Raw genomic sequence first — 24,839 nt, forward strand, 5'->3', positions numbered from 1 at the left:
GCGCTGAAAGAACTAACTTTACCCGAAGGGCGCATCGGTTTCGTGCGTGCAATTATTTTGATGATGTGCCTATCACCTGCATCACTTTTAGGCGGGTCAGCAGTTGTCCGGTGCCGGCGTGGTAAAGCGCCTCACTGGCACGATCCAGGGTAAACACGAGGGTGGAAACAAAGGGGTAGAGCTACATTTCGATAACTAATCCACATTTGCGAACGAGGCAGCCATGCGCATCCATCTGAGCCGGATCCATTCTCGCGGGGTTCCGCTGCTGGCGGCATCGCTGGTGGCCCTTGCAGGCGCCATGGCGGCGCCTTCCGCCTTTGCCCAGGCCACGCGAACCTGGGTGTCCGGGGTCGGGGACGACGCCAATCCCTGCAGCAGAACGGCGCCCTGCAAGACTTTTGCCGGAGCCATCTCCAAAACTGCCACCGGGGGTCTGATCAACAGCCTCGATCCCGGTGGGTTTGGTGCAGTCACCATTACCAAACCTATCTCCCTGGATGGAGCCGCTTCTGGCACCGCAGGCGTGCTGGCCGCTGGAACGAACGCCATCATCATCAATATCGACCCGGCAGTCCACGCCAATGGCACTGTGGTTCTGAGAAATCTGAATGTCGAAGGCGCGGGCTCGGGCCAGTCCGGGGTTCAGGTCCGCCGCGCGTCCAAGGTGGTCATTGAGCACACCCAGATTCAAGGCTTTCAGACGGGCGTTGAAGTGCAGAGCGGCGCCAATGCGCAGTTGCTGGTGCAACGCGCTGACATCGTGAACAACAGCACCGCAGGCATTTCATTGAGCGATGCCAACAGCAAACTCTATCTCTCCGACTCCTCGTTGTTTGGCAACGCCACCGCGTTCAGCATCAGCGCAGGCAATGTGACGACCTATAACAATAATCGTCTGGAGGGCAATACCAGCCCCAGCACGCCCACCGCAACGCTGTACGAGCGCTGAGCAGCAGGGGATCGTCATGGCATGTCCTCGACACTACCGGCTTGGCAGCGGCACGGCGCTGGTCTTGCTGGCCGGCATCCTCACCCCTGCTGCGCACGCTGCAGAGCTGGTGGTCAATGGCGGCTTTGAGCAAAACGCCGGCGCAGGTTCCATGGGCTTTAGCGGCTGGCAGGCGATGTCACAGCTAGGATCGCAGGGCGGCTTCTATGCCCAGCAGGGCAGCCAAAGTGCGCTGACGCCTGTCGCCGTCGCCGCGCCGCCCCAAGGGGTGTTTGCGGCGATGTCCGATCAGCCCGGCCCTGGCGCGCATGCGCTGTACCAGGACATCGCCATTCCGTCAGGCAAGAGCGCAACGCTGAGCGTGCAGGTCTATCTGCAAAATGCCGCTGCTCCTTCGGCAGCACCCGCGACCCTCGACTTTCTGACGGTGCCCAACCAGCAGGCACGTATCGACATCATGGACCCGGCTGCGCCCTGGAACGATGTGGGAGCAGGTGTCCTGGCCAATGTCTTTCAATGGTCTGGCGGCGCAACCTCTGGCGGTTACCAGAGCATTCAGCGGGATGTGACCGCCTATGCAGGGCGCACGATTCGTCTGCGGCTTGCCGAGGTGGACAATCGCCAGAGCCTGTTCTTCGGGGTAGACGCGGTCAGTGTCATCTCCTCCGATGTCACGCCCCCGGCGAGTGTTGGCGCAGACAGGCAAGGCAATACCGTCACGCTGACTTTCCCTCCCGTCGCATCCACCCCCACCGAGACCGTCACGGGCTACCAAGCGCAGTGCGTGCCAGCGGGCGGAGGTGACACCATCACGGCCACCGGCACGCAGTCACCCATCGCAGTGTCGGGCTTGGTGCCAGGCGTGGCTTACACCTGCACGGTGGCAGCGCAGACCAGCGTGGGCAGCGGGCCAGGCAGCCCACCGGTCACGGTGCCCGGTTCGCCTGCGGCAGCAGCGGCCCCCATACCCGCCTGGAGCCTGCTCAGCACGCTGCTGGCGTCGTTTCTGGTGCTCGGCGGCGTGGGCTTGGGTGCCCGGCGCAGGGCCGTGCGGGTTCTGCGGCGCTGACAAGTCTTTGCATACCGCTTGCCCAACCGGGTGACGATGAACTGTCCATGGGCGCGTTCCGCATCAGGGCGCCATTCTGCAAGGGGCGCCAACGGAGCTGCCTCACAGCGTTAAAAGCCGTTGCAGCATCCACAGGTTCAGCGACACCACCAGGACTGCACCGCTCCACAACAGCATCGACATGGGCCGGCCAAAGGTCAGCGCGCCCAGTGCATTGCGGCGGGTCGTGAACATCAGCAGCGGCACGATCGCAAAGGGCAGCTGCATGCTGAGGACTACCTGGCTGAACACCAGCAGGGCGCTGGCGCCCTCGTTGCCGTACCAGGCGGTGGCGATGACGGCTGGCACGATGGCGATAAGCCGGGTCAGCAGCGCCCGCATCGCGGGCGACAGACGAATTTGCAGAAAGCCTTCCATCACGATCTGGCCCGCCAAGGTGCCCGTTACCGAAGCGCTGAGGCCCGAGGCGAGCAGGGCGGTGCCAAACACTGCGCTGGCGATGCCGACTCCCAGGATAGGCGACAGCAAATGGTAGGCATCCGAGAGCTCGGTGACGGGGGGTGTTCCCGGGCGGTTAAAGGCACCCGCTGCCACGACCAGGATCGCTGCATTGACGAACAGCGCCAAACCCAGCGCCACGGTGGAGTCGATCGTAGCGAAGCGGATCGCCTGGCGTGTGCCCTCCAGGGTCCGACTGTGTTCACGCGTCTGCACGATGGCCGAATGCAGATACAGGTTGTGCGGCATGACCGTCGCGCCAACGATGCCGACGGCCAGGTAGAGCATCTCCGGGTTGGCCACGATCTCCGAGCGCGGAATGAACCCGGACAGCATGGTGGCCAACGGTGGATGCAGCCACAGCAGCTGGGCGCCGAAGCAAATGCCGATCAAGGCCACCAGCGCGATGACGACTGCCTCCAGCGCGCGAAACCCTCTACTTTGCAGCGCAAGAATCAGCATCACATCGACCACCGTGATGCATACGCCCACGATCAGTGGCAGGCCAAACAGCAGGTTCAGGCCGATGGCCATGCCCAGCACCTCGGCCAGGTTGCAGGCCACAATGGCAATCTCGCAAAAGAACCAGAGCATCAGGTTGATGCGCGGCGGAAACTGTTCGCGGCAGGCCTGGGCCAGGTCGCGCCCGCTGGCCAGACCCAGCCGCACTGCAGCTGCCTGGAACAGCATCGCCATCAGGTTGGACGCAAAAATCACCGCCAGCAACGAATAACCAAACTGAGATCCGCCTGCAATCGAGGTGGCCCAGTTGCCGGGGTCCATGTACCCGACCGCCACCAGATAACCTGGCCCGGCAAATGCCAGCATGCGCCTTGCGTTGGCCGAGCGGCTGGTGCCGCCCGGCACCGCAATGCTGCGGTGAACCTGGGGCAGGCTGGGGATGCCTGACTTCACGCTGTCTGGATCCGCTTTGCCTGAGGCCTCTGGCTTTGGCATGCCCCCTTCGTTGTGGAGGGGGCTGCAGGTGGTGAAGGCAGGTGGCGGCATGGTCACTCTTTATCTGGAGGTTGGTGCCAGCTGCAGCGCAGCGGAGGGGGGTGTTGCAGCTGGCCCCGCAGTGATGGCGCCGCCGTTTAACAGTGCCAGCACATCCGAGGTGACAATGGCAAGCCCTGCCAGGACGATCAAGCTCCCTACACAACGGCGCAGCAACGTGGCGGGTTTCAGCCGCCGCGTCTTGCTGGGGGCCGTTGCTTGCGAGGATGGAGACAATATGGACTTCATCGCAACTCCTAGGCAGAGAAACACCGGTCTCAGATCCGTCTTGCGGCATTCCTGCCCCGGAACGGGGCAGGTTGAACTAACGCGTCAAGCGTAGGCCGTGCTCATGACCAGCGCACCATTGACACCTGCCGGAAAGAAGCCGCCCTTGGTGGCAGAGTCCTTGGTCAGGTAGACGATGTTGAGCACGTCGCCGGGTGAGCGGCTGTAGGCAATGCCGTCGGCATCCAGCGGCACGATGTTGGACGTGCTGTCGTCCCCGGTAATGCCCTGGTCGACATCGGAGGAGCCGTCCAGGCTGTCCCGCGCATCCGAGATGGCGCCAGCTGCCGAGCGCAGCGCAGGCGTGGCGAGGCCCTTGGCATAGAGCACCGTGCGCACCAGACCAGCGTGGTAGGCCTCGGCAGACAGAATGCCTGCTGCAGCTTCCAGGTAGGTCTTGTTGGTGATCAGCGGCGATGCGCCCTTGTAGGCCGTCACACCCACGTCCTCGAAGATAAACGCGCCGAGCAGGAAGTTCTCGTCACTGGCATAGGGATCGAAGGCTACGCCCGCACCTACCAGACCGGCTGCGCGTGCCGCCACCGAGAAGGCCCCGTTCGGGTCCGTGCCGCCGATATCGATCTGTGGCTGCGCGACCGCTGCAGAGCCCAGCGCCTTGCGCAAAAAGGCTACATGGGCCACCTCATCCTGGGCAATCTCCTTGGCGTACTGCGCGACCAGCGGATCCTTGAACGCCACGGCCCGCCCGCCGGTGATACCGCCCTGCGTGCCTGTGCCCGACTGCATATTGGCGGGCAGCCCGGTGCCAAACACCGCGTAGTGGTAGAACTGCGACTCCAGATATTCCAGGTTCAGCGCAAAGTTCAGAATCTCGACATCGGTCGGGCCGTTGTTCTGCGCATTGGCATCACCGCCCCCACCCCCGCAAGCCGTCAGGATGGCACCGCCTGCCATACCCGCTGCCACGCCCCCGGTCTTGCGGAAGAATTGACGCCGGTCTTCCAATTTTCTGGCCCGCTGTTGCAATACACCTATCAACACTGATTCGTCAGACATGTGATTTCCTTTCGAGTTGCGCATGAAGCGCCTACCTACACAGGAATGCGCCTTCACGCGGAGGGCACACGGTGCAGCAAGAAGCAGCTCAGCACCCCATCCTTGTCAGTGGAAACGGAGGATGTCGACTCTTGCTACTTGCGGTGTACGCAGCAGGTCGCAAGGTGGATTCAAAAATGTTGAAGTCTTTACAATTCGCCGCTTCTTTCCAGATCGGCGGGAGGAGCGGGGGATGAACAATTTTTTGGATTGCTGGGTCTAGAAGGCTGTGACACAGACGATGGCCTGGGCGGCATCACTGAGCCATGGGCTGCGCCTGCCTGTGCTGGAACTGACCAATGCCGGGCTGAACGACAAGTGCACACTGTTGCAGTTCTGGACGGGGTACCCAAAGAGCCGAGCGTTGACAGCTGTTAGGAGTCCCCAACCCGTCTTTGTACCTTTGTCCGCCTCAATGCTTGCCGAGATCGACCGTCTGGACCAGAAAATCAAGAAAAGCGCGCACGCGCAGCGGCAGATAGCCGCCTTGGCCGACATAGACGGCGTGTACCTCTTCGATATCGCCCGGATTGCAGTCTTCAAGAACCGGTAGCAGGCGGCCTGCAGCCACGTCCTCGCGTACCTGGAAAGCGGCCAGACGCGCCAAACCCAGCCCCGCCAGCGCCAGCTGCCGCAAGGCTTCGCCGTCACTGGCCTGCGCATTGCCATTGATGGGAAGGACGGCATCTTCACCAGCGTGCCGCAGCGGCCAGCCCGGTTGCGCCCGGGCGTAGTTTGCGCCCAGGCGGTTGTGGTGTTCCAGTTCCTGCGGCGTGGTGGGCATGCTATGGCGGGCCAGATAGCTGGGCGCCCCCACAATCAGCATGCGTGTGCCGCCCAACTTTCGCGCCACCAGGTTGGAATCCTTCATCGGCCCGGCACGCACGGCCACATCGGTACGCTGCTCCAGGATGTCGATCACCGCATCGGTCAATACGATATCCAAGGTCACGTCGGGATGGGATGCCAGAAAGGCCGGCGCGAGCGGCAGCAGAAAATGGTGGCCGAAGGGGACGTTGGCATTGACGCGCAGCCGGCCGCGCGGCGCAGTGTGCGTACTGGCGCAATGCTCTGCCTCTTCCAGATCGGCCAGGATACGCACCCCGCGCTCGTAGAAAACGCAGCCTTCGGGCGTGAGCTGGAGCTGCCGGGTCGACCGGTTCACCAGCCTGGTGCCCAGCCGCTGTTCCAGGCGCGCTACCAACTTGCTGACTGCAGAAGGCGTCATGCCAAAGGCGCGCGCAGCGGCGGAGAAGCCCCCCGATTCGATCACGCGCACAAATACCTCCAGTTCGCCGGAGCGATTGACTTCCAGACGCGCCATGCGGGCCTCCTTGATGAGATCAATTCACAAATGATGTTCTTGCGGCCAGTCTATGCTAATCTGGTCTTTGAATTCATCATCCGTTCTTCCAAGGACTTTGAATTCACTCATATGACAAGACTGACTGTGCCGCTCGCAAGCGCAGAAGCCGCCGCGATGCTGGCGTTGACCCTCGCGCTGGGCGCCGTGCCCCTCGTGCCTGCACGGGCAGCGGATGCTGCTCCCGGCAACCGCTGGGTGGCCACCTGGCAGGCCAGCCCGCAGCCCGTGTGGGGCACGGATTTTCTGTTTCCGACCCATCTTCCGGCCGCGTTGCATGCGCAAACCGTGCGCCAGGTGGCGCGCATCAGCCTGGGTGGCGAGCGCTTGCGCATCGTGCTGTCCAACACCTACGGCAAGCAACCGCTCTTCGTGGGCAAGGCGACGGTAGCCCGTTTTCGGGAGACCGGCGCCGCTGGCGCGGTCACCGAGGGCAGCCTGCGGGCCGTCAGTTTTGGTGGCCAGGAGGGCGTGACGATACCGCCGGGGGCCTCCTGGGTCAGCGATCCGGTGGCGCTCCCGGTGCCGGCGCTGTCTCAGGTGGTGGTGAGCCTGTACCTGCCCCAGCCCACGCCGATCAGCACGTTCCACTGGGATGGCCGCCAGACGGGCTGGATCGTGTCTGGCGATCAAACCCAGGCGGTCAGCCTGCAGATCACCGATCCCGACAGGCAAAGCACCACGGCCCGGCCGTTGCTGACGGGGATAGCGGTGGAGGCCGGGCCGGCCTCGCATGCTGTGGCGGTGCTGGGTGATTCCATCACCGATGGCGCCACAGCCAGCCTGGACAAGGACAGCCGCTGGCCGGACTTTCTGGCTGCCAGGCTGGCGCCGCATGGCGTGGCAGTGGTCAATGCTGGTATCTCAGGGGCAAGGTTGTTGTCCGATGGCATGGGCGCCAATGCGCTGGCGCGGCTGGAGCGTGATGTGCTGGCGCAACCGGGGGTGCGAAGCGTCATCGTGCTGCTGGGTATCAACGACATAGCCTGGCCCGGTACCGCATTTGCAAAGCATGCAGAGCCGCCCACCCTGGCATCCCTGACCGCGGGCTACCGCCAATTGATAGCACAAGCGCACAGCCGGGGCATCCGCGTTCTCGGTGCCACCCTGACGCCATTCGAGGGCGCATTGCCCGGCACACCGCTTGCCGATTACTACCAACCCGGCAAGGACGCGCTGCGTGCGCAGGTGAACGACTGGATCCGCCACAGCGGAGCCTTCGACGCCGTCATCGATTTTGACGCGGCGTTGCGCGATCCAGCCAATCCGGCACGCATCGCCGCGCGATTCGACTCGGGAGACCATTTGCACCCCGGCGATGCAGGCCATAGAGCCATGGCCGATGCCGTTGCGCTCGATGCCCTGCTACCGGGCCTGGAGTCAAACGCCGATGGTGCGTTGCCGCAGGCGCGCTAGCCATCGCTATGCGGTGTTGTCCGTTGCGGCTCGCACTTCTGCTGCTGCGCCTGGCCCTGCATGCGCTGCGGGCAGTCAGAGCAACAGCCGCACCAACAGGCCGGTAAAGCCCGCAGCCACAATCACATACACCACATTGACCCGGTAGCGGAGCAAGGCAATGGCCGCTGCCAGCCCGATGGCCATCGATGCCCCATCCAGGCTTCCCGCGAAGCCCTGGGGCCACAGCACATGGTAGGCAAAGAAGACAGCCAGATTCACGATGACACCGACAACGGCTGCAGTGATGCCCACCAATGGCGCGGTGAACTTCAGGTTGCCGTGGGTGGACTCGATGAACGGGCCGCCCATCAATATGAAAAGGAACGAAGGCAGAAAGGTGAAGAACGTGACCACCACGGCCGACACCACGCCCGCCAGCAGCAGCGAATCCGCGCCGAAGACGGCCTTGGTCCAACCCCCGACAAAAGCCACGAAGGACACCACCATGATGAGCGGGCCAGGGGTGGTCTCACCCAAAGCCAACCCGTCCATCATTTGGGGCGCTGTCAACCACTGGAAGTTCTCCACGGCCCCTTGGTAGACGTAAGGCAGCACCGCATAGGCGCCTCCAAAGGTCATCAGCGCTGCCTTGGTGAAGAACCAGCCCATTTGCACCAACACGGAATCCAGCCCAAACAGCGCCGCAAGCAGGGCCATGGCGCCGGCCCACAGTGCCAGGCATACCAGCGCCACGGACCAGAATCTCCGCCAGGAAAACCGGGCATGCGGCGGCGTGGGGGTGTCGTCGTCTATCAGTGCATGTTCCCCCTGCCGCACTGCGGTGCCTTGGCCGTGGCTGGCGCCACCAAAGGCGTCTGGCTGCAGCTTGCCGCCGAGGTAACCGACCGCAGCAGCCACCACCACAATGAGCGGAAACGGAACATTCAGCGCAAAGATGGCCATGAACGCAGCGGCCGCAATGCCCCAATGCCAGCGGTTCTTGAGCGACCGGGACCCCACGCGATAGGCGGCCTGTGCCACCAGCGCCGTGACAGCCGGCTTTATGCCATAGAAGAAACCTGCAATGACAGGCATGTCACCATGGGCCATGTACAGCCACGCCAGCGCAATGATGAGAAAGAGGGACGGCAGAACAAAAAGAACGCCAGCCAACACACCGCCCCAGGTCCGGTGCAGCAACCAGCCCAAATAGGTGGCCAGCTGCTGCGCCTCCGGCCCGGGCAGCAGCATGCAATAGTTGAGGGCGTGCAGAAAGCGCTTTTCGGAGATCCACCGGCGGCGGTCAACCAGCTCCTCATGCATGAGGGCGATTTGACCGGCAGGGCCGCCAAAGCTGATGAACCCCAGCTTCAGCCAAAAGCGTAAAGCTTCAGACAGTGACAGAGACGTAGGTGCAACGGGGTCCGTTGATCTGGGCAAACCGGTGTCCATAAAAAACTCCATAGAGGATACCCAGCACTTGGACGGGACACCGTCTACCCTTGCGGGCCGGGAGGCTGCTATCCCGGTCGCAGAATTCTAGCCTAGCCTGCTCCCGTTTCGAACCCGCGCAGCGCACTCTCCAGGTTCAAGCCCAAATCCTCACTCAGATACCCGCCTTCCTGCACGATCACCGTGGGCAGCCCCAGCTGCGCGATTTTTTCGGTGATGCGGGCGAAGCCGGGGGTGTCGATGGCGAGCGCCTGGTAGGGGTCGTGTTCGTGGGCGTCCAGGCCCAGCGCCAGCACCAAGGAGCCGGGCGCGTACTGGCGGATGGTGGTGAGGGCGGTTTCCAGCGCGCGCAGGTACTGGTCGGTGGTGGTGCCCTTGGGCTGGGGCAGGTTCAGGTTGTAGCCCAGGCCTTCGCCTTCGCCGCGCTCATGCGCATGGCCGGTGAAAAAGGGGGTGCAGAAATGCGGATCGGCATGGATCGATACGGTCAGCACATCGCTGCGGCGCCAAAAGATGCCCTGGGTGCCGTTGCCGTGGTGTACATCGATGTCGAGCACGGCGACGCGGGCATGTTTGCTGCGCAGGTGCTGGGCGGCAATGGCGGCGTTGTTCAGGTAGCAAAAACCGTTGGCGCGGTCCACATAGGCGTGGTGGCCGGGTGGGCGGCACAGCGCGTAGGCGGCTTGTTCGCCTTGCAGCACCAGCTCGGCGGCATGGGTGGCGCAGTGGGCGGAGTTGATCGCCGCGTGCCAGGTGTGTTCGCCAATGCTGCAGGCGCAGTCACCCATGTGGTAGCCGGCCTGGCCGACCAGGTGGTCGGGGTAGGTAAAGGGCTGGCCTGGGAAGGGGAAGACATTGGGCAGCACTTCGAGCGAGGCATCGGGCAGCGCCTGCCAGCGTTGCCAGGCGGTTTGCAGAAAGTGCAGGTACTCGGGGGTGTGGACGGCTGCGCGCGGGCCGGGGCCAAAGTCTTCGACCAGCATCGGCTGGTGGCCGGCCTTTTGCGCGGAGCGCAGCAGGATCTCGGCGCGTTCGGGTTGCTCGTTGCTGCGCTTGAGTTGGCCGCGCACCATGAATTGCTGCGGGTCGTGACTGCGGTGCTCGTGGCTGTAGATGAATTTCATGGTCTTGGCGGTTTTCGTCGGGAGGAAGAAACGGGAGATGCAGTGGCACCGGCCTTGGGCTTGGCCTTGGTGGCGGATACCGGTGCGGATATCGTTGCGGATGTGGGCGCGGCTCCGGTGCCAGCGTCCGGCGCCTGGTCGTCGTGCAGCACCTGGGCATGGGCCTTGTTCTGGGCGTCCACCAGGTGCACGCGCAGTGCTTTTTCTGCGGCATCGGCATCACGCTGCAAGATGGCATCGACCACCGGGAAGTGCGACTGCGCAATAAACACCGGATCGCGGTACTGGCGCTCGATAAAGCCCTGGCAGATGCGGATCTCGGCCTGCATATTGGCAAAGATGCGCTGCAGGTATTCATTGCCCGACAGGCGCGAGATGGCGGTGTGCATGCCCAGGTCCATCGTCACCCGCTCGATATTGCTCAGGGTCGGCGCGCGCTCCAGCATGTCATCGGCATAGGCTTTGAGCGATGCCAGCTGCGCATCGGTGGCCACCTCGCAGGCCAGGCGTGCGGCCATCACTTCCAGCCCCAGGCGCACCTGGAACAGATCCTGGATCTCCTTGGGGCTGAAGGTGCGCACGGTAAAACCTTTGCGCGGGGTGGAGACGATGACGCCCTGGCTCTCCAGCCGCCGGGCCGCTTCGCGCAGCGGCGCGCGGCTCACGCCCATCTGGCGCGACAGCTCGGCCTCGACGATGCGCGAGCCCGGTGGCAGCCGGCCTTCAAAAATGGCCTGCAGCAGCTGGCGCTCCACCAGCTCCACCAGATCGGGCACGCGGATCGATGAAAAGCCGGGGTTGTCTCTCTCCTCGCCCTGCAGGGCGATGTTTTTGCGAAGGGTCTCAGATGTCATGTCGGGGTGCCTGGTGAGCGGTGTGCTTTTGCCGCCGGGGCCATGCAAGGTAGACGCCGGCAGCGCTGATCATCAGCATGCCATAAAGGGCCAGGCTGTCTGGCGGTCGTTGGAACCAGAACGTGCTGATCAGCACCGCCAGCAACAGTTGTACATAATTCATCGGCGCCAGGGTCGAGGCCGAGGCGCGCTGGAAGGCCTGGAGCAGCAGCAACTGCGCGCCACCGCTGACAAAGCCTCCGGCCAGCAGCAAGGCCAGCTGCGGCGCATTGGGCCATGCGGTGATCGGGTGGAAGAGGGCCGGGAGGTTGGTGATGACCAGGCAAAACAGCGCCATATAGGCAAACTGCACCGCCGTCGGCACCACCCCCGAGAGCTTGCGCGTGAGCACCTGGAACAGCGCATAGCAGACCGCCGAGACGGCCATCAGCACGGTGCCGGCCAGTGGCAGGGCATTGCCCGGGCGCACGATGAGCAGCATGCCGGCAAAGCCCAGCAGCAGCGCCACCCATTGCACGCGGCCGACCCGCTCGCCCAGCAGCCAGGGCGAGAGCGCCACCATGATGAGCGGGGCGGTGAAGTAGATGGCGGTGGCCTCGGCCAGCGGCATGGTCGCCAGTGCCGTCATGAAGCAGGTGGCCACAATCGCCAGCATCAGGCTGCGCAGCAGCAGTAATTTGCCGCTGCGCAGGCGCTCCCAGCGCAGCGCCGACCAGTCGCCATGCCGGTGCATCACCCACAAGGCCAGCATGCCGACGGCCGTGTAGCGCGAGAGGTTCATCACCGTGGCCGGGTAGCGGGTCAGCATGTGCTTGGCAAAGGCGTCGTAGCACGCAAAACACAGCAGCGCTGCCAGAAAAAGGCCCAGCCCCTGGCGCAGCCGGCGCGCGGCATCGGCCTCGCGCTGTGCGGGCAACGGTGCCGGGCTGCCGATCTGGCGGCTGGGCTGCGCGGCCTGGTCAGCCATGGAGGCCCTCCAAAAAAGCCTGCAGGCCCGGTCCGATGGCTTCGACCAGGTAGCCGCCTTCCTGCACCACCACCAGGGGCAGGCCGAGCGCACGCAGCTTTTGGCCCACGGCGCGGTAGGCGTCGAAGTCCACCTTCAGCACGCTGATCGGGTCGTCCTTGAAGGTGTCAAAGCCCAGGGCCAGCACCACGGCCTGCGGGCCAAAGGCACGCACAGCCTCCAGGCCGGCGTCCACCGCAGCCAGAAACTCCGCATTGCCGCTGCCATGGGCCAGCGGCAGGTTCAGGTTGTAGCCTTCGCCCGCGCCGGCGCCGCGCTCATGGGCGTAGCCGGTGTAGAACGGAAAGTAGCTGCTGGTCTCTGCATGGGTAGAGACCGTCATGACATCGTCCTGGGCGTAGAAGATGCTCTGCGTGCCATCGCCATGGTGGGCATCGACATCGAGCACGGCCACCCGCCCAAAATGCCCGGCCAGGCGCGCGGTGGCGCAGGCGTTGTTGTTGACATAGCAAAAGCCGCTGGCCCGGTCCCAGTGCGCATGGTGGCCCGAGGGGCGGCACAGCGCATAGGCCATGCGATCGCCGGCAATCACCGCATCGGCAGCGGCCACGGCACTGTGGGCCGAGCGCAGGATGGACTGCCAGCTGTCCGGCCCCAGCGGGCAGGACAGATCGCCCAGGTAGTAACCGGTTTGCGGTATCAGCGCCGGCGATGGGCAGCGCGGGCGGCGCTGGCCGGCAGGCACGCCAGCGTAGGGTGAGAGGTTGGCCATCACCTCGGGGCCGGCATTGGCGCCGCTGGCCAGCATCGCTTGCCAGCGCGGCCAGGCGCTTTGCAGGTAGTCTAGGTAGTGCGGGGCGTGCACGGCCTCCAGCGGCGCGCGGCCCAGGTCGGGCGGGGCGCTGACGGCCAGGCCCGCTTGCTGCAAGGCATCGGCCAGGGTTTCGGCGCGGCTGGGCAGATCGGGCGCGGGCACCAGCTTGCCCAGGCGCATGAACTGGCTGGGGTGGTGCAGCGCTTGGTCAGGGCTGTAGAACGCTTGCATGGCGGCGCTCATGGCAGGGTGGCCTGCAGCTTGTCCAGCGCGCGGTCCAGGCGCGCAAACATCTCGGCCATCTCGGCTTCGGTGATGATCAGCGGCGGGCACAGTGCCACCGCGTCGCCCATGGCGCGCACGATCAGGCCTTCTTCCTGTGCGTACTGGGCCAGGCGGTAGCCCAGCTTCAGCGCCGGGTCAAAAGGCTGGCGCGTGGCCTTGTCGGCTACCAGCTCGATGGCGCCTATCATGCCCACGCCCCGCGCCTCGCCCACATGGGCGCGCTCCAGGTAGCCGCGCAGGCGGCCTTGGAAGATGGGGCTGAGCCGGTGGACATGGGCCAGGATCTGCTCGTCCTCGTAGACCTTGAGCGTCTCCAGCGCCACGGCCGCCGCCACCGGGTGGCCGGAATAGGTATAGCCATGGCCAAAGGTGCCGATCTTGCCGCTGTTGGCGGCCATGGCCTCGTAGACGGTGGGCGATACCATGACGGCCGAGATCGGCACATAGCCCGAAGACAGCGCCTTGGCGCAGGTGAGGATGTCCGGCTGGATGCCAAAGGTCTGCGAGCCGAACATCTGGCCGGTGCGGCCAAAGCCGCAGATGACCTCGTCGGCCACCATCAACACCTCGTACTTGCGCAGCACGGCCTGGATCTTTTCAAAATAGGTCTCGGGCGGCACAATGACGCCGCCAGCGCCCATCACCGGCTCGGCAATGAAGGCGGCCACAGTGTCCGGGCCCTCTTGCAGAATGCGCTGCTCCAGCGCATCGGCCAGGCGGGTCGCAAAGTCGGCCTCGCTCTCGCCCGGGTTGGCATAGCGGTAGTGGTGCGGGCACTCCACATGGCCGATGCGCGCAATCGGCAGGTCAAAATCCTGGTGGTTGGCGGGCAGGCCGGTCAGGCTGGCGGCCGCCACCGTCACGCCGTGGTAGCCGCGCTGGCGCGACAGGATCTTTTTCTTGGCGGGTTTGCCAATGGCGTTGTGGTAGTACCAGATGATCTTGATGGCCGTGTCATTGGCTTCCGAGCCCGAGTTGGCAAAGAAGACCTTGGCCATCGGTGCCGGGGCCAGCTGGATCAGCCGGTCCGCCAGCTGGGCAATCGCTGGGTTGGAGCGGTGGTTGAAGGTGTGGTAGTAGGGCAGCGTCTTGAGCGCATCGATGCCGGCCTGCACCAGGCGCGGGTGGCTGAAGCCCAGCGAGCTGCACCACAGCGCGGACATGCCCTCGATGTACTTGCGGCCTTGTTCGTCGATCACATGGATGCCATCGCCCCGCGTGATCATCAGCGGGCCCACATCCTCATGGGCGGCCAGGTTGGTGTAGGGGTGCAGGTGGGCGCCAATGTCCTGGGCGTCCAGCGCGCTGCGTTTGGGGGTGTTGTCTGCTGCGTTCATGTCCAAATCTCCTGGGGGCTGATGGTGCTTGCTGTTGCTAGGTATGGCGGGGTGTCAGTAACCGCGCCCCAGGTCCACGGCCACCTCGGCGGCCTGGCCTGCACGGATGCGGCTGAAGTTGTGGGCGGTTTGCCGGGCGATCACGCGCGGATCGGTGCGGGTGGCGATATGCGGGGTCACCAGAATGCGCGGGTCCTGCCAGAAGGGGTGGTCCGCTGGCAGCGGCTCGGTGCTGAAGGTATCCAGCGTGGCAGCGCCAATCTGGCCCTCGGCCAGCGCGGTCAGCAAATCGGCCTCGACCAGGTGCGCCCCCCGGCCCACATTGACCAGGTGCGCGCCGCGCGGCAGCTGGCGCATCAAGGCCAGGTCGAGAAAGCCCTGGGTCTCGTCGGTCAGCGGCAGCAGGCAGACGAGGGTGTCGCAGCCGCTCAAAAACTCTGCCTTCTGCGCCTGGCCGTGGAAGGTCTGCAATCCCTCCAGGCCGGCGGGCAGATCCTGCTTGGCGGATCGGCTCCAGCCGCGTACCTGGTAGCCCATGGCGAGCAGCGCTTTGGCACAGCCTTGGCCCAGGGTGCCCAAGCCGGCAATGCCCACCCGGTGCTGGCTGGGGGCGGCGATGGGCTCCTCGCGCCACTGGCGCTGCGCTGCATGGGCCACATAGCGGTCCATATGGCGCTGGCGGTGGATGACGGACCAGCTGACAAACGCCGTCATGCCGTAGCCCATGGTGCTGTCCATAATGCGGCACACAGGCATGCTCGCGGGCAGGGCCTGGGTGTCGATATGGTCAATGCCGGCGGCAATCGATTGCACCAGCTGCAGCCCTTCGGACTGGGTGAGCTGCGCGAGTTGGGCGGCGGGCGGGTGCCAGCATACCGCTACCTCGATATCGCTGTGCTGGCCGGCATCGAGCAGCGCCTGCAGCTCGGTGCCCAGCAGCAGCCGGCTGCCGGGGAACTGGGCCTGGTAGGCGGGCAGCAGAAAGTCCATCGCAATGCTCTTGCTCAAAAAGGCAATGCTGCGGGGTGCGGCCGTGTGGGCATCGGTGCTGGGCATGGCGGTCATGCGCGGCTCCGGTGTTCTGCGGCGGCCTCGTCTCTGCGGTGCTCCAGCGAGGGGATGGCGTCGATCAAGGTCTGGGTATAGGGGTGCTGGGGATTTCCCAGCACCTGGGCGGTGGGCCCGTATTCCACAATGCGGCCCCGCTGCATGACGGCCAGGTGGTCGCACATCTGGCCTGCCACGCGCAGGTCATGGGTGATGAAGACCATGCTGAGCTGAAAGCGCTCGCGCACCTCGGCAAACAGCTTGAGCACCTGGGCCTGCACGGACACATCGAGTGCGGAGACCGGCTCGTCGGCCACCAGCAACGAAGGCTCCATCGCCAGCGCGCGGGCAATGCCAATGCGCTGGCGCTGGCCGCCAGAGAACTCATGCGGGTAGCGCTCTGCCGCCTCTGGGCCCAGGCCGACCAGCTCCAGCAGCTCCATCGTGCGGCGCAGGGCTTCGGCCTTGGGGACACCCTGGGCAATGGGGCCGCTGGCAATGGCCGCGCCAATTTTGTGGCGCGGGTTGAGCGATGCATAAGGGTCCTGGAAGACCATCTGGATCTTGCCCTTGGCCTGCCGGCGCAGTGCGGCGCCGGAGCTCAGGCGCTGGCCGTTGAAGAGGATATCGCCGCTGTCAAACGGTGCCAGGCCCACAATGCAGCGGCCGAGAGATGACTTGCCCGAGCCCGACTCTCCCACTACACCCAGGGTCTGGGCGCGGCCCAGGTCAAAGCTGATGCGCTCGGCGGCCACCACCTCACGGGCGGGCCGCAAAAAGCCGCGGCCCGTGCGGTAGACCTTGCACAGGTCCTTGACCTGCAGCACCGGCTGCGCGGTGCTGGCCTGGGTCTCGCGCACATTGCCATGCGGAATGGCGGCCAGCAGCTTCTTGGTATAGGCGTGCTGGGGGTTGCGCAGCACCTGGCTGGCCGGGCCGGCTTCGACCACGACGCCGGTCTGCATCACCACCACATGGTCGGCAATCTCGGCCACCACGCCAAAGTCATGGGTGATAAAGAGCATGGCCATGCCGCGCTTTTTCTGCAGCGCACGCATCAGCTGCAGGATCTGGGCCTGCGTGGTCACATCCAGCGCGGTGGTGGGCTCGTCGGCGATCAGCAGGCTGGGCTCCAGCAGCATCGCAATGGCGATCATCACGCGCTGGCGCTGGCCGCCCGACAGGCGAAACGGGTAGGCATCGATGAGGCGCTCAGGCTCGGGCAGGCCCACATCGGTCAGCGCGGCGATGATGCGGCGGCGCTTGTCGGCAGCGGGCAGCTGCAGGTGGGCATCCAGCGCCTCGGCCATCTGGTCGCCAATGCGCATCACCGGGTTCAGCGCCGTCATCGGCTCCTGGAAGACCATGGCCATGCGGCTGCCACGCAGCTCGCGCAGCTGGTCTTCGCTCAGGCGCAGCAGGTCTTTGCCATCCAACAGGATCTCGCCAGCCACCGGTTCCACCTTGGGGCGGGGCAGCAGGCCCATGATGGCGTTGGCGATCATCGACTTGCCCGAGCCCGATTCACCGACCACGCAGAGGGTTTGGCCGGGGAGAATCTGCAGGTTGGCCTGGGTGACGGCCAACGCGCGGTCGGCGCCCAGCGGCAGGCGGATGTCCAGGCCGCGCACGGTCAGCACTGGCTCGGGGGCGGCGGGTGCGGCGGGGGTTTGGGCAAGCATATGCAGGGCTTCGTGTGAATAGGCGTTCATTTCGTCTTCCCGTCCTGGCGCGCATTGAGTCCGTCGTTCAGCCCTTCGCCCACCAGGTTGAAGGCCAGCACGGTGAGCAGGATGGCGACGCCGGGGAACACGGCCATCCACCAGGCCTGGCGCAGCACGGTGCGGGCCGAGCCAATCATGTAGCCCCAGCTCATCAGGTTGGGGTCACCCAGGCCCATGAAGCTCAGGCTCGATTCCAGCAGGATGGCGGTGGCCACCATCAGCGAGGCCATCACCACGATGGACGAGGCCGCATTGGGCAGGATCTGCGCCAGGATGATGCGGGGTGTGCTTTGGCCGGCCAGCTGGGCAGCGGCGACAAAATCACGCTGGCGCAAGGTCAAAAATTCGCCGCGCACCAGGCGCGCCACCGGCGGCCAGGAGACCAGCGCAATGGCCACGATGATGGAGTTGACCGAGGGCTCAAAAATGGCCACCAGCACCAGGGCCAGCGCAAAGCTGGGCACGGACTGGAACATTTCGGTAAAGCGCATCAGGCTGGCATCGACCCAGCCACCAAAGTAGCCCGAGATGGCACCAATGCCCACGCCGATCAGCAGCGACACCAGGGTGGAGATCACCGCAATCAGCAGCGAGATGCGGGCGCCTAGCACCAGGCCCGAGAGAATGTCGCGGCCCATGGTGTCGGTACCCATTGCAAAGCCTTCGCGCTCCATCGGCGGCAAAAACGGTTGCTCGACCATGTCCCAGGGGTTGTGCGCGGCCAGCAGCGGGCCAAAGCAGACCAGCAGCGCCACCAGCAGCAAGATGGCCAGGCCCAGCAGGGCGCCACGGTTGCGGCAAAAGCGGCTCCAGAAGGTGGATCGGTGCTTGTTCTTGGCGGGGGGCGTGTCGGCCGCCAGGGCCGGTTCAGAGATGGCAGTCATCGCAAGGCTCCGTTTCAGCCCAGCTCGATCCGGGGATCGACCAGGGTGTAGACAAAATCAGTGATCAGGTTGAACAGCACCGCCACGGCGGCTGCGACCAGGAAGCAGCCCAGCAGCAGGTTGTAGTCGCGCTGCAGCAGGGCATCGAACATCAGGCGGCCAATGCCGGGCCAGGCAAACACGGTCTCGGTCAGCACCGCGCCGCCAATGAGGCCGCCGGCTTGGATGCCCGCCAGGGTGACGATGGGCAGCAGGGCATTGCGCAGAATGTGCTGGCGCTGGATGCGGCCCATGCGCACGCCCTTGGCGCGGGCGGTTTTGACAAAGTCCATCTGCGCGACTTCGAGCATCGAGGCACGGGTCATGCGGGCATAGACCGCCATATAAAAGAGCGCCAGGGTGAGCGAGGGCAGCACCAGATGCTGGGCAATATCCCAGGCGCGGGCCAGGCCGGTGGCATCGCTGCCGACGGTGAAGTAGCCAAAACCGGGCAGCCAGCTCAGCTGCACCGAGAACACCAGCACCGCCATCATCGCCAGCCAGTACAGCGGCGTGGCATAGAACACCAGCGCCACAAAGGTGATGGCGCTGTCCACCCATTTGCCAGCATGGCGGCTGGCCGTGGCGCCCAAGGCCACGCCAAAGATCAGCGACATCACAAAGGCACTGCCGGTGAGCAGCAAGGTGGCGGGCAGGCGCTCGGTAATCAGCTCCAGCACCGGGCGCTGCTGCCGGTAGGAAAAGCCCAGGTCCAGCTGCGTGATGTGGCCCAGGTAGTTGGCCAGCTGGGTGGTGACGGGCTTGTCCAGGCCAAACTGCTCGCGCAGCTGGGCGACGAACTGCGGGTCCGAGGCCCCCGCTTCACCCGCTATCACCGCGACCGGGTCGCCGGGCGCTGCGCGGATCAGCATGAAGTTGACGGTTGCTATGCACATGAGTACCAGCAGACCCTGGAGCACCCGGACGGACATGTAGCGGAGGCGGTTCATAGCGGGGAGACCTTGGAGCGAGACAAAAGCGTAGCCATCCCGCACGCGCCAGTGGGGGCTGGCAGCGTGCAGAGTTCAGCAAGAAGAGATGCGCTGCGGCCAGGGGCCGCAAGCGGTGCTTAGCCTATCGAGGCACGGCTCAGGCTGTCATTCAGCCCCACGCCGGAGCTGATCGGGTTCTTGATCTTGGTACGGTAGAGCGTGGGGAAGTTGATCTCATGCAACCAGGCCACCGGCACCTCCTCGGTCAGGATCTTCTGCACCTCGGCATAAGCCTTGGCGCGGTCGGCATCGGTCAGCGCCTTGGCGCCGGCGTCAAACAGCGCATCCACCTTGGGGTTGACATAGCCTTCGATGTTGTTGAACGGCGAGCCCTTGGCGATCGTGTGGCTGGTGTAGGTACGGGCCACGCCCAGCGCTGGATCGGGGTACTGGTAGACATAGATGATGGCCATGTCGAAATCCCATTCGGCGGTGCGCTGGTTCCAGCCGGCCACATCAGTGCCGGTGGTCTCCACCTTGATGCCGGCCTGGATCAAGTTCTGGCGGATCATCTCGGCCAGGCGCTGCCAGGATTCGCCATAGGGCAGCGGCAGCAGGCGCACGGTCTCGCCCTTGTAGCCGGCCTCCTTGAGCAAGGCCTTGGCCTTGTTCAGATCACGCGGGTACTTGGTGACGTCGTCGGAGGCGAACTTCACATGCTGGTTGAAGGGGCCGGCCGCCGTCTTGGCAAAGCCCTGCCAGGCGACCTTGACCATGGCCTCGCGGTCCATCGCATACATGACGGCCTGGCGGAACTTGGGGTTGTCAAAGGGCGCCTTGCGGTTGTTGAGCACCAGCCAGGAATGGGGCGAGTAGAACTCCCAGCCCTTGGTGGTGACCGCCGCACCGGGCAGCTTGGCCAGGCGCGCCACGTCAAAGAACTCGACCGCGCCCCCTGGCACCACATCGACCTTGCCCGATTCAAACGCCGCAGCGCGCGAGGCTGCATCGGGAATGATGTGGAAGTAGAGGTTCTCCACCATCGGCTCGCCCTTGGTGTGGTAGAGCTCATTGGCCACCAGCTGGATGTAGGAGCCCCGCACCCATTCCTTGTACTTGAAGGGGCCCGTGCCGATGGGCTTGGCATTGGCCGGGTTGGTGGCGAAGTCGGTGTTGTCGTAGATGTGCTTGGGGATCATCGGCATCGAGCCGGTGTCGAACAGGCTGATGAAGGGGCCAAACGGGTACTTGAGCTTGAACTCCACCGTCTGCGCATCGATGGCGCGCACGCTCTCCAGCGGCTCCAGCGATGCGCGCAGGCGGGCATGGGTCTTGCGCAGAAACTTGTCGACCGAGAACACCACGTCATCAGCAGAGAAAGGCTTGCCGTCATGCCACTTGACGCCGGACTTGAGCTTGAAGGTGTAGGTCAGGCCGTCGTCGGAGCGGTTCCAGGCCGTGGCCAGCAGGCCATGGGGCTCCAGCTTTTCGTCGTAGCGCAGCAGGCCTTCGTAGATATAGCCGGAGACCAGCTGGGTGGGGCCGTTTTGCACGATGCCCAACATCAGGCCCGAGGGCTCGGGCTGCACCATCACATTGATCGTTCCCTTGGTCTGCTGCGCCAGGGCCGCCATGGGCACGCCCGCGATGCTGAGGCCGGCTCCCGCCAGGCTGTAGGAGATGAGTTCACGCCGATTGATCATGGTTGCTTCCTGTCTTGGTATCGAGGGGTGCCTGGGCCGGGCGGGCTTGCGGCGGTGGGGCCGCAAAGGCGGCGGCATGCAAGGGTCGGGGGCTTCAGTTGCGGGTCCGTCGCGCTGTTCAGTCGCGGTAGTGGCTGCGGCCCGGCGGCTGCAAAAAGCCCAGCAGGCCCTGCCATTCGCGCTCATGCGGGTCGGCGCGCTTGGGCTGGCCGGGCATCACATCGGTGTCGCCGCTTTCGTACTGGCGCGCGGTCAGCTCGCACACCTCGGGCGGCACGGGGTTGATGGCCTGGCCGCTGGACTGGATGGCCAGCTGCACACGGCAGGCGCGGTCCAGGTTGAGCATCAGGATGAAGGCCTCGGCCACGCTGTTGCCCAGGGTGAGCAGGCCGTGGTTGCGCAGCACCATGGCCTTGGCCGTGCTGCCCAGGTCGGCGACCAGGCGCTCGCGCTCATGCAGATCCAGCGCGATGCCTTCGAAGGTGTGGTAGACAACGCGGTTGTAGAACTGCAGTGCCCATTGGTTGCTGGGCTGCAGGCCGCATTGCAGCGACGACACCGCCACGCCCGCTTCTGTGTGGGAGTGCACGACGCAGGCGGCGTCGTGCCGCGCGGCATGCACGGCGCTGTGGATCACAAAGCCGGCCGGGTTCACCTGGTAGGGCGTGTCTTCCACGATGCGGCCCTCGGCATCGATCTTGACCAGCGAACTGGCCGTGATGTCCTTGAACAGGGTGCCAAAGGGGTTGATGAGGAACTGGTCAGTACGGCCCGGCACCCGCGCCGAAATGTGCGTGTAGATGCTGTCGTCCATCCCGAAATGGGCCATCAGGCGGTAGGCGGCGGCCAGGTCTTCGCGAACCCGCTGTTCGCTCTCGGTATGCGATTTGTCGTAGCCGGATTGGACGTCGGCATCAGCCATTGCAAGCATTGTTGTCCTCGTTGAATTTATGTCGTCTAGCGACAGTCGTCTGTCGACAGGACATAAGTTAACAGACTGAATCGCAGAAGAAAAGGGTGCCGGACTAGGTGATTTCCAGCATGGCCGCTTTGATCTGCCGCAGAAAATTTGCTAGGCACCACAATGGGTTACGTGAATATCCCAATGCCTGGATATGGTGCAAAAATGGGCAAGAAATGCCTTGGCTTGGTGCATGCGCGACTGCCCGGGGCGCGCTTTGCACCATCGCGGTGGCCCTGGTGTTTTCCCTGGTTTGGGGTGGGCGGAGGTGTTGGGATTGACCGTGGCGCAGACCCTGGCTTGAAGCCTGCTCGGCGTCATGCCGGTGGTGCTCGGTTAAGATGGCGCCTGCTCCGGGGTGCACGCCAGTGCTGAGATCTACACCCGAGAACTTGAACCGGGTCATTCCGGCGGAAGAAGAGCCAACTCCCTGCCATGGGGCGCCTTGCGCGCATGGGGGGAGCCTTCGGAGCATGACCTCACCGCTCTCGAAGGAATTCCATGGACAAGGCCGATACGCTGGTCGCAGACCTGCTTGCATTCATCGCAATGGATGGCTGCACCGATGACCAGTTTGACCAGCTCGCGCTGCGTCTTTTTGCCTACCAATACGCATCCAATACGCCGTTCCGCAGCTTTTGCCAGCGCCGTGGTGCCAGCCCGCGCACGGTCAAGACCTGGAGCGATATCCCGGCCGTGCCCATCGATGCCTTCAAGGCGCTGGAGCTGCGCAGCGAGCCGCCGTCGCAGGCCGAGCGCGTCTTCATGACCAGCGGCACCACCGGCCGCGCGGCGCGGGGTCGGCATTTTCATCCCGCCTTGCAGGTGTATGACCTGTCGATGCAGCAGCACTTCGCCACCCGCTTCATGCAGGGTAGGGCGCGCATGCCGATGGGCATCCTGTTCCCTGATGAAGTGGCCATGCCCAACTCCTCGCTGGCGCATTACCTGGCGTTGGCCAAGTCGGCGTTTGGTACCTCGGAGAGCCGCTATTTTCTGGGGCCGGAGGGCCTGGATATGGACGGGCTCTGTGCCGTGCTGGAAGCGGCCGAGCGCACCGGCCAGCCCTATGCACTGCTGGGCGCCAGCTTCAGCCTCGTGCATGTGATGGATGCGCTGCGCGCCCAGGGCCGGCGCTTTCAGCTGCCAGCGGGCAGCCGCATCCTGGACACCGGTGGCTACAAGGGCCAGTCGCGCGATCTGCCCTTGGCCGACTTTTATGCCGGCCTGACCGAGCTTCTGGGCGTGCCGCCCGCGCTGTGCATCAACATGTATGGCATGACCGAGCTGAGCACCCAGTTCTACGACGACGGCAATGCCTGCTTGCCCTCGGTCAAATCCGGGCCGCACTGGATTCGCTCGCGCCTGGTCGAGCCCGTCAGCGGCCGCAGTGTGGCGCCGGGTGAGCGCGGCATTCTGGTGCACTGCGACCTGGCCAACTACAACGCGGTCAGCACCATCCTGACCGAGGATGTGGGCCAGTGGGCCGAGGGCGGCTTTTTGCTGCTGGGCCGGGCCGAAGGGGCTGCCGCCAAGGGCTGCTCCTTGGCAGTCGACGAGTTTGTGCAAGCGGCGCGCGCATGATGCAGGCACAAGCGCCTGAGCGCATGGCCGAGCGCCTACGGGCCGGCTACCTGCCTGGCCTGGATGACAACCAGGTGCGCTGGCAGGTGCTGGTGTTTGAACGTGAAGGCAAGCGGCTGGAGGTCGAGGTGCCGGTGCTCAGCGGCGCGCAGATGCAGGCGCTGACCGCGCGGGTGCGTGCGGCCGCGCAGCGCCAGCTGCAGCCGATGCCGCTGGCCGAGATCGTCGCCGCCATTGACCGCGCCATTGCCCGCCTGCTGGACCCGGCCGACCCCTATCGCCGCCAGATCGATGCCTGCCTGCCGCTGGTCTGCGGCTATGACGCGGCGATGGTGCGCCTGGGGCTCAACGGCCTGTTCAAGACTTTTCGGGCGCCCCAGCTGTGGCGCTTTGCCGGCGAGGATTTTGCCAACCCTGCTGTGCTCGATGGCTTTGTGCCCGCCGTCAAAGGCGGGGCGGTGCGCGCCTATGGCCCGGGCCTGCTGCTGCACAGCTGGGCCGGCAATGTGCCGGCGCTGTCGCTGTGGAGCCTCGTCTGCGGCCTGCTCGTCAAGGCGCCCAGCATCGGCAAGCTGGCCAGCGCCGAGCCGCTGTTTGCCGGCTGGTTTGCGCGTTTGCTGGCGGAAGTGCATCCACCCATGGCCGACTGCCTGGCGGTGGTCTGGTGGCCCGGCGGCGCGCAGACGGGCGACAGCGCCGACGGCGCGCAAGTGCTCTACGCCCAGGCCGATACCGTGATGGCCTATGGCAGCAACCAGACCCTGGCCGCGCTGGGCCAGCAGCTGCCGGTGACGACGCGATTTTTGCCCCATGGCCACAAGCTGGGGTTCGGCATGGTGGCTAAGGCGGCGCTGGATGCCGTCAAAGCGCCGGCCCATGCGCGGCTGGCAGCCTGGGATGTGATGCGCTACGACCAGCAGGGCTGCTACTCGCCCCATGTGTTTTATGTGGAACGGGGCGCTACCGTCACACCCCGCGCCTTTGCCGATTACCTGGCGGCCGAGCTCGCCAATCTGCAGCAGCGCTTTGCGCGCCGGCCGCTGGACCTGGAAGAGGGCGCCGGCCTGGCCCGCTGGCAGCAGTCGCTGGAGTGGCGTGCACCCGCCGATGACGGCGCCGCCCCGCAGCTGATTGGCCCGGCCGATGCGCCCTGGAGCGTGGCCTATAGCGACAGCCTGGAGCCGCTGGCGCCCACTGCGCTGTACCGCAGCATTGTCGTGGTGGGGGTGGACAGCCTGGACGACGTTGTGCCCTTGGTAGCAGCCCAGCGTGACTACCTGCAGACCGCTGGCCTGGCTGTGGGCCCCGAGGATTTGTACCGTTTGGCGGCCCTGCTGGGCGCCGCTGGCGTCACCCGTATCAGCGCCTTGGGCGCCATGGGCGTGCCCGAGGCCGGTTGGCACCACGATGGGCGCTTCAGCCTGCTCGACCTGGTGCGGATGACCGAGATTGACGCCGCTGCCGAGGCCGCCGCCCAGCCGCTGGCGCGCTATGCAGACTGAGGGCGGCGCA

The 24,839-nt window shown here is 65.1% G+C and carries 20 protein-coding genes; 5 read left to right on the plus strand and 15 right to left on the minus strand.

Annotated features, from left to right (window positions below; genetic code table 11):
- Positions 1 to 223: 223 nt before the first annotated feature.
- Both LPW39_RS16320 and LPW39_RS16325 read left to right on the plus strand, forming a co-directional pair.
- Positions 224 to 952: a right-handed parallel beta-helix repeat-containing protein gene (locus LPW39_RS16320; RefSeq protein WP_230777501.1), complete on the plus strand. Its 729-nt coding sequence runs from the start codon at positions 224 to 226 to the stop codon at positions 950 to 952.
- 16 nt (positions 953 to 968) lie between these two features.
- A complete protein-coding gene (locus LPW39_RS16325) occupies positions 969 to 2,021 on the plus strand; it encodes a fibronectin type III domain-containing protein (protein ID WP_230777504.1) in 1,053 nt (350 codons plus the stop codon).
- Between the two features lie 102 nt (positions 2,022 to 2,123).
- Here LPW39_RS16325 and LPW39_RS16330 read toward each other — a convergent pair whose 3' ends face one another.
- The 3 genes from LPW39_RS16330 to LPW39_RS16340 all read right to left on the minus strand — a co-directional run bounded on the left by LPW39_RS16330 (position 2,124) and on the right by LPW39_RS16340 (position 6,183).
- A complete protein-coding gene (locus LPW39_RS16330; RefSeq protein ID WP_269075864.1) occupies positions 2,124 to 3,476 on the minus strand; it encodes an Nramp family divalent metal transporter in 1,353 nt (450 codons plus the stop codon).
- Between the two features lie 372 nt (positions 3,477 to 3,848).
- Positions 3,849 to 4,820: a ferritin-like domain-containing protein gene (locus LPW39_RS16335; protein ID WP_230777522.1), complete on the minus strand. Its 972-nt coding sequence runs from the start codon at positions 4,818 to 4,820 to the stop codon at positions 3,849 to 3,851.
- A 451-nt stretch (positions 4,821 to 5,271) separates the two neighbouring features.
- Positions 5,272 to 6,183 (minus strand): LysR family transcriptional regulator, encoded by a 912-nt coding sequence (locus LPW39_RS16340; protein WP_230777530.1) that lies wholly within the window; start codon positions 6,181 to 6,183, stop codon positions 5,272 to 5,274.
- A gap of 111 nt (positions 6,184 to 6,294) precedes the next feature.
- Between LPW39_RS16340 and LPW39_RS16345 the strand changes: the two genes are divergently transcribed.
- Positions 6,295 to 7,638 (plus strand): SGNH/GDSL hydrolase family protein, encoded by a 1,344-nt coding sequence (locus LPW39_RS16345; protein ID WP_230777533.1) that lies wholly within the window; start codon positions 6,295 to 6,297, stop codon positions 7,636 to 7,638.
- A 75-nt stretch (positions 7,639 to 7,713) separates the two neighbouring features.
- Here the strand turns inward: LPW39_RS16345 and chrA are convergent, their stop codons facing one another.
- From chrA to LPW39_RS16405, 12 genes are all read right to left on the minus strand, one after another.
- Positions 7,714 to 9,072 carry a chromate efflux transporter gene (chrA, locus tag LPW39_RS16350; protein WP_230777541.1) on the minus strand — a complete coding sequence of 453 codons (1,359 nt, stop codon included), beginning with the start codon at positions 9,070 to 9,072 and terminating at the stop codon, positions 7,714 to 7,716.
- A 92-nt stretch (positions 9,073 to 9,164) separates the two neighbouring features.
- Positions 9,165 to 10,196 carry a histone deacetylase family protein gene (locus LPW39_RS16355; protein WP_230777544.1) on the minus strand — a complete coding sequence of 344 codons (1,032 nt, stop codon included), beginning with the start codon at positions 10,194 to 10,196 and terminating at the stop codon, positions 9,165 to 9,167.
- Positions 10,193 to 11,050 (minus strand): GntR family transcriptional regulator, encoded by an 858-nt coding sequence (locus tag LPW39_RS16360; protein ID WP_230777546.1) that lies wholly within the window; start codon positions 11,048 to 11,050, stop codon positions 10,193 to 10,195. The genes LPW39_RS16355 and LPW39_RS16360 overlap by 4 nt, the downstream gene beginning before the upstream one ends.
- Complete coding sequence (locus LPW39_RS16365) at positions 11,040 to 12,017, minus strand: DMT family transporter (protein ID WP_230777548.1); 978 nt, start codon at positions 12,015 to 12,017, stop codon at positions 11,040 to 11,042. Before LPW39_RS16365 ends, LPW39_RS16360 begins: the two co-directional genes overlap by 11 nt.
- The gene (locus LPW39_RS16370; protein ID WP_230778316.1) at positions 12,010 to 13,062 is read right to left on the minus strand and encodes a histone deacetylase family protein; all 1,053 of its coding nucleotides are present in this window, start codon (positions 13,060 to 13,062) and stop codon (positions 12,010 to 12,012) included. Before LPW39_RS16370 ends, LPW39_RS16365 begins: the two co-directional genes overlap by 8 nt.
- A gap of 8 nt (positions 13,063 to 13,070) precedes the next feature.
- Positions 13,071 to 14,453, minus strand: coding sequence for an aspartate aminotransferase family protein (locus LPW39_RS16375; protein WP_230777550.1), 1,383 nt, complete (start codon positions 14,451 to 14,453; stop codon positions 13,071 to 13,073).
- Between the two features lie 54 nt (positions 14,454 to 14,507).
- A complete protein-coding gene (locus LPW39_RS16380; RefSeq protein WP_230777552.1) occupies positions 14,508 to 15,518 on the minus strand; it encodes a 2-hydroxyacid dehydrogenase in 1,011 nt (336 codons plus the stop codon).
- Positions 15,515 to 17,182, minus strand: a complete 1,668-nt coding sequence (locus LPW39_RS16385) for a dipeptide ABC transporter ATP-binding protein (protein WP_230777554.1) — start codon at positions 17,180 to 17,182, stop codon at positions 15,515 to 15,517. Before LPW39_RS16385 ends, LPW39_RS16380 begins: the two co-directional genes overlap by 4 nt.
- 26 nt (positions 17,183 to 17,208) lie before the next feature.
- Complete coding sequence (locus LPW39_RS16390) at positions 17,209 to 18,108, minus strand: ABC transporter permease (RefSeq protein WP_230777556.1); 900 nt, start codon at positions 18,106 to 18,108, stop codon at positions 17,209 to 17,211.
- A gap of 14 nt (positions 18,109 to 18,122) precedes the next feature.
- Positions 18,123 to 19,097, minus strand: a complete 975-nt coding sequence (locus tag LPW39_RS16395; RefSeq protein WP_230777558.1) for an ABC transporter permease — start codon at positions 19,095 to 19,097, stop codon at positions 18,123 to 18,125.
- Between the two features lie 119 nt (positions 19,098 to 19,216).
- Complete coding sequence (locus tag LPW39_RS16400; protein ID WP_407928868.1) at positions 19,217 to 20,779, minus strand: ABC transporter substrate-binding protein; 1,563 nt, start codon at positions 20,777 to 20,779, stop codon at positions 19,217 to 19,219.
- Positions 20,780 to 20,900: 121 nt separating this feature from the next.
- The gene (locus tag LPW39_RS16405) at positions 20,901 to 21,713 is read right to left on the minus strand and encodes a class II aldolase/adducin family protein (protein ID WP_230777563.1); all 813 of its coding nucleotides are present in this window, start codon (positions 21,711 to 21,713) and stop codon (positions 20,901 to 20,903) included.
- A 531-nt stretch (positions 21,714 to 22,244) separates the two neighbouring features.
- Between LPW39_RS16405 and LPW39_RS16410 the strand changes: the two genes are divergently transcribed.
- Both LPW39_RS16410 and LPW39_RS16415 read left to right on the plus strand, forming a co-directional pair.
- Positions 22,245 to 23,327 (plus strand): LuxE/PaaK family acyltransferase, encoded by a 1,083-nt coding sequence (locus LPW39_RS16410; RefSeq protein ID WP_230777578.1) that lies wholly within the window; start codon positions 22,245 to 22,247, stop codon positions 23,325 to 23,327.
- Entirely contained in the window at positions 23,324 to 24,829 is a 1,506-nt protein-coding gene (locus LPW39_RS16415) for an acyl-CoA reductase (RefSeq protein ID WP_230777582.1), read from the plus strand. The genes LPW39_RS16410 and LPW39_RS16415 overlap by 4 nt, the downstream gene beginning before the upstream one ends.
- The last annotated feature ends 10 nt before the right edge of the window (positions 24,830 to 24,839 follow it).

The sequence above is a fragment of the Comamonas koreensis genome (genome assembly GCF_021026195.1).
In the GTDB taxonomy this organism is placed as follows: Bacteria; Pseudomonadota; Gammaproteobacteria; order Burkholderiales; family Burkholderiaceae_C; genus Comamonas; species Comamonas koreensis.

What these genes read in the sequence shown, in the direction of transcription:
- LPW39_RS16320 (WP_230777501.1), top strand. Translation starts at nt 224, where the DNA reads ATGCGCATCCATCTGAGCCGGATCCATTCTCGCGGGGTTCCGCTGCTG.
- LPW39_RS16325 (WP_230777504.1), top strand. Translation starts at nt 969, where the DNA reads ATGGCATGTCCTCGACACTACCGGCTTGGCAGCGGCACGGCGCTGGTC.
- LPW39_RS16330 (WP_269075864.1), bottom strand. Translation starts at nt 3,476, where the DNA reads ATGCCAAAGCCAGAGGCCTCAGGCAAAGCGGATCCAGACAGCGTGAAG.
- LPW39_RS16335 (WP_230777522.1), bottom strand. Translation starts at nt 4,820, where the DNA reads ATGTCTGACGAATCAGTGTTGATAGGTGTATTGCAACAGCGGGCCAGA.
- LPW39_RS16340 (WP_230777530.1), bottom strand. Translation starts at nt 6,183, where the DNA reads ATGGCGCGTCTGGAAGTCAATCGCTCCGGCGAACTGGAGGTATTTGTG.
- LPW39_RS16345 (WP_230777533.1), top strand. Translation starts at nt 6,295, where the DNA reads ATGACAAGACTGACTGTGCCGCTCGCAAGCGCAGAAGCCGCCGCGATG.
- chrA (WP_230777541.1), bottom strand. Translation starts at nt 9,072, where the DNA reads ATGGACACCGGTTTGCCCAGATCAACGGACCCCGTTGCACCTACGTCT.
- LPW39_RS16355 (WP_230777544.1), bottom strand. Translation starts at nt 10,196, where the DNA reads ATGAAATTCATCTACAGCCACGAGCACCGCAGTCACGACCCGCAGCAA.
- LPW39_RS16360 (WP_230777546.1), bottom strand. Translation starts at nt 11,050, where the DNA reads ATGACATCTGAGACCCTTCGCAAAAACATCGCCCTGCAGGGCGAGGAG.
- LPW39_RS16365 (WP_230777548.1), bottom strand. Translation starts at nt 12,017, where the DNA reads ATGGCTGACCAGGCCGCGCAGCCCAGCCGCCAGATCGGCAGCCCGGCA.
- LPW39_RS16370 (WP_230778316.1), bottom strand. Translation starts at nt 13,062, where the DNA reads ATGCAAGCGTTCTACAGCCCTGACCAAGCGCTGCACCACCCCAGCCAG.
- LPW39_RS16375 (WP_230777550.1), bottom strand. Translation starts at nt 14,453, where the DNA reads ATGAACGCAGCAGACAACACCCCCAAACGCAGCGCGCTGGACGCCCAG.
- LPW39_RS16380 (WP_230777552.1), bottom strand. Translation starts at nt 15,518, where the DNA reads ATGACCGCCATGCCCAGCACCGATGCCCACACGGCCGCACCCCGCAGC.
- LPW39_RS16385 (WP_230777554.1), bottom strand. Translation starts at nt 17,182, where the DNA reads ATGCTTGCCCAAACCCCCGCCGCACCCGCCGCCCCCGAGCCAGTGCTG.
- LPW39_RS16390 (WP_230777556.1), bottom strand. Translation starts at nt 18,108, where the DNA reads ATGACTGCCATCTCTGAACCGGCCCTGGCGGCCGACACGCCCCCCGCC.
- LPW39_RS16395 (WP_230777558.1), bottom strand. Translation starts at nt 19,097, where the DNA reads ATGAACCGCCTCCGCTACATGTCCGTCCGGGTGCTCCAGGGTCTGCTG.
- LPW39_RS16405 (WP_230777563.1), bottom strand. Translation starts at nt 21,713, where the DNA reads ATGCTTGCAATGGCTGATGCCGACGTCCAATCCGGCTACGACAAATCG.
- LPW39_RS16410 (WP_230777578.1), top strand. Translation starts at nt 22,245, where the DNA reads ATGGACAAGGCCGATACGCTGGTCGCAGACCTGCTTGCATTCATCGCA.
- LPW39_RS16415 (WP_230777582.1), top strand. Translation starts at nt 23,324, where the DNA reads ATGATGCAGGCACAAGCGCCTGAGCGCATGGCCGAGCGCCTACGGGCC.